The following is a 12589-nucleotide window of genomic DNA, read 5'->3' as shown; positions in this document are numbered from 1 at the left end:
GTCGACGCGTTGCGGCAGCAACCGGCCGTCCCATTGGCCGTCTTCGCCAATGTCCAAGGTCATCAGACGCTGCGTCTGGTCGAAGGCGGAGGCAAAGGCGGCGAGCAGATTGGTTAGTTCCATAATCAGTCAGAAAGGCGTTATGGCAGGCGGCATTAGCCGTTGAAGTTCACGCGTACGCCATGCAAGGCGCGATCGGTGTCGATCTTGACGTCGATCTTGTCGGCGGCGATGCCCATTTGCTTCAGGAAGTCGCGAACCGAATTGGCGCGAGCTTGCGCGGCGGCTTTGGCATTGCCGATGTCGCGGCGGTAGCAATAGCCGCGAACGGTAATTTTGGAAGACACTTTGAACACCGGGCTCAACGCAGTTAGCTGCGCCTCGGCGGCCGGCGTCAGCTTGATGCTCATTTTTTCGAAAGTGATGTAGGTCGGATCGGCCTGGACAGCGGCGGAGTTGGGCGCCATTTTGGCGGCGGTATCCAATGCCACATTCATTTGATTGACGCTGGTCTTAATGACCTCGGTCGGCGTCGGCGCCTTGGGCGCGGCACAACCAACCAGAGAGAGAACAATCGCGGCGACAGACACTCGATAAAACATGACGGCTCCTTGCATACAACGGAAATCCGCTCGGATAACGACGATCGGGTCGCCTCCGGGCGCGGAAACCCGCGCACTGCGCCGGCCAGCCAGGGTAGCGGTTGGCAGACGTAGCGCGCGGAAAGACTCGCTTAGGCGATGGTCTTGTTGGCGGTCAGATCCCAGCCCGCGCTGACGTTACCGCCGCCGGAGCCGTCCTGACGCTTCTGCTGGGTGTAGGTCCACTTGATCTTGCCGTAGCTGAAGCTCACCTTTTCGCTCGGGAAGCCGGCGTCGTTGGAGGTGCCGCTCGGCACGACCTTGGAAACCAGAACCTGCTCCATCTTCACTTCCATGTACTTCAGCTTGTCGCCACCGGCGCGGCACAGTTCAATGGTAACGTCCTTGATGTGCTTACCGGTGCAGCATGCTTCGTACAGCTTGGGGCTGGACTTGTCCAGCGAGTGGCTGATGACGAACATGCCGTGGTTCACACGTTCGGCAGTGGCGCCGCCGGCGGAGCTGGCCGTCGCCTGGGCAGGCTGTTCCAGGGAGTGGTCGAAAGACAGGATCTCGATCCAGTCCTTATGCGCATCATCGGTGCTCTCGCCAGGAATGCCGTCAATCTTCAAAAAAGCATCAAAAGCCATGAAAAAACCTCTTTCAACGTTATTGTTAATTACAGTTTGGTACTACCCCGGTTCGCGACCTCAAGCGGCCGGCTGCGGAAGCTCCGCCACCAGTCGCAAGGAAATCGTGAGCTCGTCCAATTGGAAGTGCGGGCGCAGGAAAGCCACGGCGCGGTAAACGCCGGGACGCCCAGGCACTTCCACCACATCCACGCGAGCTTCGCGCAGCGGGTATTTGGCCTTGGCCTCCTGGCTAGCGGAGTCGTCCAGCAGTACGTACTGCGCCATCCAGGTGTTCATGAAGTCCTGCACGTTTTGTCGCGATGCGAAACTACCGATCTTGTCGCGCATGATCGACTTCAAGTAATGCGCGATGCGCGACACGGCGAAGATGTACGGCAGCTGCGTCGACAGCCGTGCATTGGCATTGGCGGCATCGGTGTTGTAGGTCTTGGGTTTCTGCACCGATTGACCGCTGAAGAACGCCGCGTAGTCGGTGTTCTTGCAATGCACCAGCGAGATCAGCCCCAAATCGGACATGACCTTCTCAGTACGGTCGGTGATCGCCACTTCGGTCGGGCTCTTGAGCGCCACTTCGCCGTCGTCGGTCTTGAAGGTGTGCGTGGGCAAACCTTCGACCAGGCCGCCACCCTCGACGCCGCGAATGGCCGCCAGCCAACCGAATTGGCTGAAGGCATCGGTCAGGCGCGCAGCGTAGGCATAGGCCGCATTGGTCCATAGATATTTGTCGTGATCGGTGCCGTCGACCGACTCTTCGAAGTCGAAGGCTTCCACCGGCACATTGTCCTTGCCGTAAGGCAGGCGGCCCAGCACGTGCGGCAGAACCAGGCCGACGTAACGCGAATCTTCGGACTCGCGGAACGACTTCCACTTGGCGTATTCGACGGTATCGAAAATCTTGGCCAAGTCGCGCGGCTTGCCGACGTCGGTGAAGCTTTCCAGGCCGAACAGACCCGGCGACACGGCGGAGATGAACGGTGCGTGCGCGGATGCGGCCACATGGGACATTTCGTCGAGCAGGTAGAAGTCTTCCGGATGGCGGGTGAACTCATAGTCGCCCACCAGGGCCGCATAGGGCGCGCCACCGAAGGTGCCGTACTCTTCTTCGTAGATTTTCTTGAACAAGGCGCTTTGATCGAACTCGGCGGCCGACTTGAAGTCTTTGACCAGATCCTTCTTCGATACGTTGAGCATCTTGATCTTCAGCATGGTGCTGGTTTCGGATTCCATCACCAGGTAACGCAAACCGCGCCAGGAGGCCTCCAGTTTCTGGAAGTCTGCATGGTGCATGATTTCGTTGAGCTGGCTGGAGATCAGCGCGTCGATCTCGGCGATGCGGGCGTCCATGCTGGCGGTCAGGTCGCGCGACACGGTCACGGAGCCTTCCAGCACCTGGTTGACCAATTCGCCGATCAAATCTCGGGTATGGCGCTTTTCTTGCTCGTTAGTGGCAATGCGGCTCTGGTCGATGATCGAATCGAGCAGGCTCGCGGTTTCGGCTGCGGCGCCAGCTGCGCCGGCTTGAGCCAGGTTTTCCGTGGTCATAGATTACTCCCCGTTCTGTTGCCCGATTTGGCGCAGCTTGTCGGTATCGCGCACTACGTCGTCCAGCAGTGCTTCCAGCTTGTCGTTGGCGGACATCTTGTTGCGCAGGTCGGCCAGACGTTGACGCGCTTCCAGCAGCTTCTTCAGCGGTTCGACTTGCTCGACCACGTTCTGCGGCTCGAAATCCGCCATGGATTCGAAGTTCAGTTCGACGCCGATCTGGCTGCCGTCATCCTTCAACTGGTTGTCGACGCGCATCGCCAACCGCGGGGCCACGCCCTTGAGTACGTCGTCGAAATTATCGCGATCGATTTGGACGAACTTACGTTCCTTCAACTTGGGCAGCGGCGTTTGCGCATGGCCGGAGTAATCCCCCAGCACACCCAATACGAACGGCAGTTCCTTGGTTTCGATGGCGTCGCCGATCTCGACGTCGTAGGTGATTTGCACGCGCGGCGGACGCACGCGCGAGAGCTTTTTCTGTGTACTTTCCTTGCCCATGATTTGGTCTCTACCCTAAAAAAATCGATTATTCGTTTAGTCCATGCTCTGCACGACATTGCGCAATACGTCGCGCACTTCGGCGATCGACACGTCGGTATCGCACAGACGCCGGCCCAGCACATAGGCAGACTCGGCATACTGCTTGTCCGCGCGCCAAGGCGCGGTTTCTTCGCTGGCGTCGAACACCACCCCCGCCCCGGGCTTGCGCCCCCAGCACATCTGCACGTGCTGCTCGGTCAGCCTGCCCGGCACCAGCGCCAGGCAACGCCGGCCCTGCTGACGCAACAGGAAGAACTGCTCGCTATGCGACGGCTCGCGGCCGGTCGCGGTTTGATACAGCGACAGCCACATCGCCGCATACAGCATGTCTTCGCCGTCGCTGTCCGGCAGCGGCAACAGGAACAAGGGCGACGGCAGACTGCTGGCGAACTTGCGCAGCAACTGCTGTTGGAAGGCAAAGCCGAGCAGCAAGCTGTCGAGCGCACCCAGGCCGGCCGCCGAGAGCATCTGGTTCAACTCGCCGACGCGGCATTGTTGCAAGTGGCGGTCGAGCAGTTGCCGCGCCAAGTGCAGGTCGGCCGAGAAACTGGCGTTGAGCAACGCTTGCTGCTCAAGGAATTGACGGCAGGCCAGCATTTCCACCGAATTGGCGTAGGCGCTGACCAGTTGTTCGCGCAGGCCATGGAAAAACAGTTCGCGCGCCAGCAATAGGTGTCCCAGCGGCTCGGGCGCCTCGCCCACCGGCATGAACATGCCGGCCACCAGCGGGTAATTGCGGCCGGCCTGGTCGTGGCTCGGCTGGATGCCGCCGAGGAACAAAGCGTCGCGATAGCGCAGCAAAACGCTGCTATGGCCGATCGAGCGGTAGACGGCGCCGGCTTCGCCATCGCCATCCAGCATTTTCAGACTGTCGGCGATCAAACCGTCCAGATAGACCGCGCCCGGGTGCGTGGCGTTGACCCGGATGAAATCGCCTCGTTGCGGCAGCTTGCCAATGATGCAGCAGTCTTGTGCTGTGCCTGCTGCGCGCTTGAAATTGATCGTCACTATTCAGGTACCCCGATTACATGGTGATGCGCTCAGGCAGCGTCAAATCGCGCAACTGCGTCAGTTGCAACGGATTGAGGCCGCTGACAGAGCGGAAATTGAAACGCACCGTATCGACGGCGCCACCATCCTTCTTGATCGTCCAGCTCAGCACCGCGCCGCCAGCCGACTGCTGCTCCACCTTGGCGGAGGCCAGTAGCCGCAGGAAGCCCATATGGCCGGTCTGACTGCCCACGACCACAGCCGAACCGCCGTAGGTCAGCGCTTGGATACGCGCACCGGCCTGGCCATTGCCCGGCCAACTGAACGGCTGCCACACTTGAGCGCCGTTGCGATAATGCAGTTCCTGGCCATCCAGCATGAAGGCGATCTCGGCCAGCCCCGGGGTCGGCAACGCCTGGATTTCGAAGCGGGCCGCGGCATCGCCGCCTTGCCCCTGGGCGTTGCCCAGCGCGGCGAGCTTAGGCGCGGCGCTCAGGAAGGCGGGGCTGAAATGCACCCCCATGCCGCCCCAGGTGCGCGGCACCAGGTTGTCGCCCTGACGCTGTACCAGCCCATCCAGGTGTTTGCTGACGAATTGGTCGAAGACCCCGCTATTGGCATGGGCGAAACGATCGATTTCATCCACCGACGCCACGTTGCTGCTATTGGCGAACGGATATTTGCCGCCGATCTGACGCCATTGCGGCATCACTTCGGTTTGCCAGGCCTGGTTGATGCCGGCAGTGGCCGAACCGACCAAGGCCGAGTAGGTCTGGGTCAGCGGGCGCACCAGGAGCGGACGCACCATTTCGCGGGTATCGGCCGAAACCGGCGCCAACAAGGTGTTGTCGACAAAGCCCATGGCATCGGCCAACTCGGAGCCGGAGCCGGCGAGCGTGGCCTTCAGTGCCTGGGCGGCTTGGGCGCCGCTATCGTCGCCGGAAGCCATGGCGGCGAGCTTGGCCTTGATCTTGCCCAACTGATCCAGGTAGCCGTTGATCGGCGGATTGTCGCCGCGGGTCAGTTGCGCCACGCCGGCAAAGTACCCGCCGACCTGGCCGTACTGGTTCGTCTGGCCGTCGGCCTTGGCGCCACTGTCGCCGCGAATGAACTCGGCCGTTTTCTCCAGCACCGACTTACCGGCCGAGCGCAGGGTGTTTTGCAGCTCGCTCGGATTGTCCCAACTGGTTTCCTGCGCAACGCGAGTCAGAATCAGCTTGACCGGCGAGGTCTTGGGGTCGGCCAGCCGCGTCATGGCCGAAGCGGCCTGGGCGCTGTTGGCGAAATCGCGTACCGCGACGCCCATGAGGAATTTCTTCCATTGCGCGATGTACTGCGCGCGATACAGATTGGTCAGTTCGGCGCGGTTCTTGTCGACATTGCCGTCTTGGCCGAGATTCTCGGTCAACTTGGTGGCCAGCACCCAGTCGTCGCCGGAGATCTGACCGCGACTGGCGTCGTCGATCGCCTTGCTGACGTAGTCGTTCCAGGCCTGACGAGTAAAGGCGCCCTCCACCATCTGGCTGCCCGCCACCACGTCCAGATCGCGGTTATCCAGAATCTGGCCGACGGTCAGCGGCGTATAGCGGGTATTGGCGTGCGCACGAATGGCATTGAACACACGCTCCGGGCCGGACAGGCGCTTGAACGATGCGCGCAGCACGTCGCGCGCCGAGCTGACCACGTTGGGATCGTTGTCGATCAACGGCAGGTCGGTTTCATGAATCTGGCTGACGTAGAAGGCGATCAGACGTTCGGCCAGCGGCATGATCTCGCTTTCGGCGTACTGTCCGCGGTGATCGGCCAGCCACGGACGCCAGTAACGCGGCAACTGGTCGCTCAGTTGCGCCTCTTCCATGTACTTGCTGTCATGCAACATCAGGTAGGTTTTCAGCGCGTTGTACGCCACGTCCAACTGCGCCTGTCGACCGCCGTCGCCCGACGGCGCCGCGGCATCTTGCGCAGGGGCCGCCGGTGCTGCATTGGCTACCGCACTCGCCGGCACCACGTCCGCCACCGGCATGGCGTGGAAACCGGCAAAGCCGCCCGATACCGGCTCGGCATGCCACCAGTCGCCGCGCCCACCGGCCGCCTGTTGCCAGGCCACCTGGCGATAAGGCGAAGCCACCGGCTCGTTCTGGCTGATCTGGATATTCGGCAATGCACTGCCGCCGCCGCGTTTCGGCGCATGCGGCTTGGCCTTGGGCTTGCTCTTCACCTCAGGCTTCGGCGCTGGCGTAGCGGGCTTGGCCACCGGCGTCGGCTTGGGCGCGGGAACCGAAGGCACCTCCACCGGCTGCTTCAGCGCGGCGAGTGCGGTTTCCAGGTTCTGGCGCACCGGCGAGAGCATCACATCCTTCAGGCCGGCGAAATACTCGCGCCGTAGCGACGTCTCGACCTCGCGCCCTTGATACAGGCCCATGCCCAACTGCCAGGGCGCACCGTTGTTACGGTAGCTTTGCAGCTCTTCCAAATCCTTCTGCACCATGATCAGCGCCGCCAATCGATCGTGCAGCTCGCCGCTCGCCGCCAGCTTGTGCGCGGCCACGCGATCGGCCGCCAAACGCTGCAGAAGATCCTGGTTGCCGATATACGACCAAGTCCACAAACCGCAGATCACGCACAGCGACAACAACCCCGCCGCCATGCCCGCCAAACGCCATGGCCGGCGTTGCGGCGCGCCCTGATTCGACATCAGGTGCTGGTCGGGAAAGATCACTTCGCGGAACAGGTTGCGCAGGAAGAAGCTATACGAAGCGGCGCTGCCGCTGCCCTGCCCGCCCTGCCCGCCGACGATGCCGAACAGGCTCTTGATGCGACCGGCAGCCACGATTCGCGGGGCGCCTTCTTGCAGCGCACTGGTGAAATAGAACCCACGCAACAACGGCCGGGCGTGATACGGGTCTTCCTCGGTCAAGAGGCGCACAAAACGCACCACGCCGGCCTTGAGGTTGCTGAATTCGATCGGGAAGGCGAAGTGGGCCGAGCGGGCGTTCTGACTGCCGCCATGCAACAGTCGCTCTTCGCCGGCCTGCACCAATCCCTTGGCCAGTAGTTCGAACTGCTTGTTGACCACCGTCGCCACGTCGAAGTCGGCGCCCTGGTTGGCACTGAACGTCGCCCCCCACACCTGGGAGCGCTCGTCCTCGGCACAATCCTGGAAGAACTGGTTGAAGCCGGACAACAAGTCGAGCTTGGTAAAGACCAGGTAGATCGGTACTTGGCGGCCGAAGGTATGGGTGATCTCGTGGATACGCTCCCGAACCTGCCGGGCGTAGATCTCGAAGCCTTCCGATTGGTGCTGGGTCAGTTCCGGCAGGCTCACAGCCACGAGAATGCCGTTGACCGGCGCGCGCGAGCGGTGCCGCTTCAGCAGTTTGAGGAATTCCAACCACTCGACCCGGTCTTCGCTTTGCGTCGCATAGCGGCCGGCGGTGTCCAGCAAGATCCCCTCGGTCGAGAAGAACCAGTCGCAATTGCGCGTGCCGCCAACCCCCTGCACCCCATGCTTATCGCTGAAGGGGAAGGTCAAGCCGGACTGCAGGATGGCCGAACTCTTACCCGCGGCAGGATGGCCGATGATCATGTACCAAGGCAGCTCGTACAGCGCCGCACGGCCGCTGGCCTTGCCGAGCTTGGAGGTTTTCAGCGTTTCCACCGCCGCCAGCAGGCGCTGACGCAGCATGGTCACTTCGGCGCGCTTTTCGGAGCCGGCGTTGATCACCGCATCGTCCGCTTGCTTGCGCAACACGCCTTCCAGCAAGTTGCCGGCCTTGTTCTTCACCACCTGACCGACCATCAAGGTCAGCACCCACAGCAGCATCACCAGCAAGACCGCGATGAACCGCGTCTCCAGCGACCAGTCGCACCAGATGCCCAATAGCCATAGCAACGCGATCAGGATGAGAAATCCTACCGCGGAAGCCACCTTGGCATTTCTCAGCCAACCCTTCATATGCAATGCCTACCCTCCTGTTGAATCATCTGTTCCAGCACCTTCAGCGAGCCTGGTTGCTCGATGTGTCCATAATCTTTGAAGCTCCAGACGCCACCCCATGTCAGGCCGGCCGCCCGCGCTTCCTCGCCCAGCGCCTGATAGCCGCTCATCGCCCATGGATCACGCTCGGAGATCACGACCTTGCCGTTACGCACAAAGGCGATGTCGGCGGCGAAACCGTACTGATGTCGACTCTGACCGCCCTTGGCCTTGGTGACGGTCGTCGACTGCGACGCCAAGCGATCTTGGCGCTCTGGACTGCGACATCCTTCCAGCAGCATGGTTTGGTAACCGCGCGTATTCATGCGCTGCATCAGGTGCAGCACCACTTGCGAGAAGCTCGGCTCCAGCTTGTTCCAGTTGCGATCCGCACCCGCCAAGCTCGGCCGTTCGGCAATCACGTCGGCGAAGGCGGACGGCGGCAACGGCGGAGGCGGCACCAGCTTGTCTTCCACCAGCACCTGTTGGATGCGGCGGGACTCCTGGTACTCCCCGCCCTGGAACGTCGGCGCACGATAGGCGGCGTTCATGCGCAACAGCACGGCCACCACCGTCAAAATCAGCAGCAGCGAGCCGCTCGCCAGCAGCCAGTCGCGGCGACGCGACAGTCGGCGCGCTCTCACCCTCGCCCGACGGGCGAGGATGCGCGAGCGCCGATACCATGGCGCAACCGGCGCGCACGGCGCCTCATCGGCGACCTTGTCGCCTAGCGCCAACGTGCCGATGCCCTGTCCCAAAGCCCCGGGAACAAAAAAACGAAGACCGAGCCATGTCAGAATGGCGAACAATCCGACAAGTACGGTCAAAAGAATCCATAACTGCGCCATGCGTAATGAGTTTTATTCCGTGCAGAAAAACGATGCCCGTGTCATATTATGCTCACGGGCCATATTCATTGTATACTATGATTTCAAAAAGTGTGATCTTTTTAAACCGTAAGATTACCACATTGACACAAACTGACAGAACTATTTAAATACAACCTTTATAACAAGCACTTATCAGACATCAGCAAAATGAACAGCATTCGCGACAACTGGTTAAGACTGTGTGCAAGCGCAGCAATCTGCCTGCTCTTGAGCGCTTGTGCATCAGGTCCTTCTAATGCGAACTATCTGGCGATAGGTACGCGGAACCTGAACCCGGACGAGAGCGGCCACCCGCTCTCCCTGGTGATTCACATCGTGCAACTTAAGCAAAATCAGGCGTTTAGTCGTCTCACGCCAGCGGATCTAACCAGCGGAAAGAGCGAAAAAGACTTGTTGTCTAGCGAAATGATCGATTCCACGGAACTGGTCTTATTGCCAGGTAGCAAAAGTGACATAAATGCAACAATTTCGCCCGACGCCAAGTACATTGGCGTCATCGGCTATTTCCGTCAGCCCGACCCCTACTTCTGGCGACTGCTGTTCGATGCCGACATGGTGCGCGTCGCAGGAGTAAACCTACTGGCGGATCGATGCTTCCTGCGCCCCACTCTGCCGCCCCGGCTGGACATGCCAGGACAGCCCAAGATATTCAAGCCGGACTGCTCGATGAGCAGCCGCTGACACCGGACGACAACCCTCCATCGGAAAACGACATTCATGCATCAAGCGAAACGCGTTTTGTGGGGCGAAGGTATGTTCCTTCGCCCGCAGAATTTTCAGCAACAGGCCCAATATCACGAACAACTGCTGACTCAGCGCCTGCAATTGGCGCAGCGGCACTGCTGGGGCATCGCCCGCACGCTGATCGATGAAGACGGTTTAAAATCCGGTCAGCTTCGCCTGCAGCAACTAACCGTACTGTTCCGCGACGGCACGCTGTGCCAGGCACCGGAGCATGCCCCGCTGCCGCTGTCGCGCGACCTGGAAAGCTTGCCCCAGTTGGGTGTCGAAACCACCGTGTACGTCTGCTTGGCCGACATGCAGCCATACGGCGGCAACGTGCGCCACGGCGACAGCAGCGGTCGGCCGACGCGCTTTTACAGCGAACAACAGGAAGTGGCCGATTTGTTCACCCAGGCGCTGGCCGCCGAGGTGGCAACACTGGAACTGGACGTGCGGCTGATGGTGGAAGAAGAGAATCGCGACGGCTTCGATGCCGTGCCGCTCTGCCGGATTCAGAAGAACGCCACCGGCCAGTGGCAACTGGTCGAACGCTTCCTGCCGCCGACCCTGACCATCGAAAGCGCCCCGCCGCTGCAGCAGATGCTGCGCCGCCTGCTGGAGATTTTGCTGGTCAAGAGCCAGGCATTGGCCGGTGCCCACCGCGAGCGTTCGCGCAACGTGCTGGAGTTCGGCCCCTCCGACGTGGGCAGCTTCTGGCTGCGCCACACGGTCAACCGCAACTTCGCCCGTCTCAACCACCTGGCGCGCTGCTCGCCGTTGCATCCGGAAGAGCTCTACCAGGCGATGAGCGAATTTTGCGGCGAGCTATTGACCTTCTCCACGCGCTACGAGCTTGGCGATATTCCCGCCTATCGGCACGAAATGCCGGGAGAAACCTTTGCCCAGCTCGACCAGCAGATCCGCGACCTGCTCGACACGGTTATTTCCTCGCGCCACATGGTGATCCCGCTGGTCAACACCCGCCAGTCGTTCCACATCGGCCACCTGGAAAGCGACCGGCTGGTGGAAAACGTCAGTTTCTACTTGTCGGTGCACAGCGACCAGCCGGCCTCGCAGATCATCGAGAGCGTACCGCTCAAGCTCAAGATCGGCGCACCGGACGATGTGGAAAAGATCCTCAACTCGGCCATGCGCGGCGTCGCACTGATCCATGCGTTGCAAACGCCGTCCGCCCTGCCGGTGCGCGTCGGCGACCATTACTTCATGCTCGAAGCGCAAGGCCCGATTTACCAGCGTATGTTGCAATCGCGCAGCATCTGCATTTACGTGCCGGAAACGCTGGCACACCTCACCCTGGAACTGATTGCCGTATTCAACTGAGATCGAGATGGAAAATACCGCCACGCTGACCGACAACCACCCGCTGACCATTCAACCGGCCAGCGGCCCCACCCTGCGCGAAATGCTGGAAGACGGCGTTTACCTGCTGTTCCTGCTCAAGGAAGGACATGCCCCAGGCAGCGCCGCCGAATTCAACGAAAAGCTGGACCAGTTCCTGGCCCAGTTCGAGCGCCACGCACGCAACCTCGGCAAAACGCCGGAGGCCATCACGCAGAGCAAGTTCGCCTTCTGCGCGCTGATGGACGAAATCATTCTGTCCTCGTCGTTCGAACTGCGCGACGAATGGGAGCGCATGCCGCTGCAACTGCGCCTGTTCGGCGAGCACCTGGCCGGCGAGAGCTTCTTCAATCGACTGGAAGCGCTGCGACTGGACCCGAACAAGCATCTGGAATTGTTGGAGGTGTACTACACCTGCCTGCTGCTCGGCTTCAAGGGCAAGTACCTGCTCGAAGGCCAGGAAAAGCTCGACTACCTCAAACAAAAGCTGGCGCAGGAAATCCAGCAGGCACGCGGCGGCAAGGCCGAGTTCGCACCCAACTGGCGCCTGCCGCAACGCTTCCAGGCCTATATCCGCCATGAACTGCCAATGTGGTTGTACATCGCCCTTTTGGCAGCGGTAGGCGTCGGCATCTACGGTACCTACCGCCTGCTGCTGTCGCACCTGGGCGGCCAGTTGTTCGGCTGAGGGACAAATGGAATACGTACCGCGCCAAACCGTCGTCCAGCCGTCGATCATCGACCGGCTGCTGGACGACGCACCGGACAATCCCCAACTCGACAGCACGCAACACTTCGACTTGCCGCGCCTCAAGGCTGCGCTGGCGCGCGACCTGGAAGCGCTGCTCAACACGCGCATCGTCGACCTGACCGACCAGCTGAGCGACTTTCCCGAAGCCGACCGCAGCATGCTGCAATTCGGCATTCCCGACCTGAGCGGACTGAGTCTGCTCAATCCGGATCATCGGGAAATGCTGCGCGAGCGGCTACGCAAAGCCATCGAACAGCACGAACCGCGGCTTGGCGGCGTGCGCGTCAGCCTGGACGCGCCGCGCGAACTGGAGCGTCACCTGCGCTTTCGCGTCGACGCCATCCTGACCGTACACCCGCACCGCCCGCCGGTTATGTTCGACGCCACATTGCAACTGTCTTCCAACGTCTACCAGGTGAACGGCAACTGATCGTCACCCAATAACAAAAAGCATATCGATGGATCTTACTCATCTGCTCGCCGCCTTTGCCTCCGCCTTCGACCAGACGCAGCGTCTGATGACCTTGGACATTGGCGAAGACGGCCAATGGGACGGCCGGCTGCTGCCGCAACGCGTCGAT

11 protein-coding genes are annotated in these 12589 nt (G+C 61.1%); 4 read left to right on the top strand and 7 right to left on the bottom strand.

Annotated features, from left to right (window positions below):
• Positions 1-155: 155 nt before the first annotated feature.
• The 7 genes from DFP86_RS19105 to DFP86_RS19075 all read right to left on the bottom strand — a co-directional run bounded on the left by DFP86_RS19105 (position 156) and on the right by DFP86_RS19075 (position 9112).
• Positions 156-602 (bottom strand): OmpA family protein, encoded by a 447-nt coding sequence (locus DFP86_RS19105; RefSeq protein ID WP_166642338.1) that lies wholly within the window; start codon positions 600-602, stop codon positions 156-158.
• A gap of 131 nt (positions 603-733) precedes the next feature.
• Complete coding sequence (locus tag DFP86_RS19100) at positions 734-1231, bottom strand: Hcp family type VI secretion system effector (protein WP_133684298.1); 498 nt, start codon at positions 1229-1231, stop codon at positions 734-736.
• Positions 1232-1291: 60 nt separating this feature from the next.
• A complete protein-coding gene (gene tssC / locus DFP86_RS19095) occupies positions 1292-2776 on the bottom strand; it encodes a type VI secretion system contractile sheath large subunit (RefSeq protein ID WP_133684296.1) in 1485 nt (494 codons plus the stop codon).
• A 3-nt stretch (positions 2777-2779) separates the two neighbouring features.
• A complete protein-coding gene (tssB, locus tag DFP86_RS19090) occupies positions 2780-3277 on the bottom strand; it encodes a type VI secretion system contractile sheath small subunit (protein ID WP_133684294.1) in 498 nt (165 codons plus the stop codon).
• Between the two features lie 36 nt (positions 3278-3313).
• Positions 3314-4327 (bottom strand): type VI secretion system-associated protein TagF, encoded by a 1014-nt coding sequence (gene tagF, locus DFP86_RS19085; RefSeq protein WP_166642337.1) that lies wholly within the window; start codon positions 4325-4327, stop codon positions 3314-3316.
• Between the two features lie 16 nt (positions 4328-4343).
• Positions 4344-8264, bottom strand: a complete 3921-nt coding sequence (gene tssM / locus DFP86_RS19080; protein WP_208108409.1) for a type VI secretion system membrane subunit TssM — start codon at positions 8262-8264, stop codon at positions 4344-4346.
• Complete coding sequence (locus DFP86_RS19075; protein ID WP_243729445.1) at positions 8261-9112, bottom strand: M15 family metallopeptidase; 852 nt, start codon at positions 9110-9112, stop codon at positions 8261-8263. Before DFP86_RS19075 ends, tssM begins: the two co-directional genes overlap by 4 nt.
• Positions 9113-9322: 210 nt before the next feature.
• Between DFP86_RS19075 and tssJ the strand changes: the two genes are divergently transcribed.
• The 4 genes from tssJ to tssE are packed head-to-tail and all read left to right on the top strand — an operon-like array spanning position 9323 to position 12438.
• Positions 9323-9856 carry a type VI secretion system lipoprotein TssJ gene (gene tssJ / locus DFP86_RS19070; RefSeq protein WP_133684288.1) on the top strand — a complete coding sequence of 178 codons (534 nt, stop codon included), beginning with the start codon at positions 9323-9325 and terminating at the stop codon, positions 9854-9856.
• 36 nt (positions 9857-9892) lie between these two features.
• On the top strand, positions 9893-11239 hold the full coding sequence (tssK, locus tag DFP86_RS19065; protein ID WP_133684286.1) for a type VI secretion system baseplate subunit TssK: 1347 nt from the start codon (positions 9893-9895) through the stop codon (positions 11237-11239).
• Positions 11240-11246: 7 nt separating this feature from the next.
• The gene (icmH, locus tag DFP86_RS19060; protein WP_133684284.1) at positions 11247-11945 is read left to right on the top strand and encodes a type IVB secretion system protein IcmH/DotU; all 699 of its coding nucleotides are present in this window, start codon (positions 11247-11249) and stop codon (positions 11943-11945) included.
• 7 nt (positions 11946-11952) lie between these two features.
• Positions 11953-12438, top strand: coding sequence for a type VI secretion system baseplate subunit TssE (gene tssE / locus DFP86_RS19055; RefSeq protein ID WP_133684282.1), 486 nt, complete (start codon positions 11953-11955; stop codon positions 12436-12438).
• Positions 12439-12589: the final 151 nt, after the last annotated feature.

The organism is Paludibacterium purpuratum (assembly GCF_004363805.1).
Taxonomy (GTDB): Bacteria; Pseudomonadota; Gammaproteobacteria; order Burkholderiales; family Chromobacteriaceae; genus Paludibacterium; species Paludibacterium purpuratum.
This window is presented reverse-complemented; position numbering and strand designations above follow the sequence as displayed.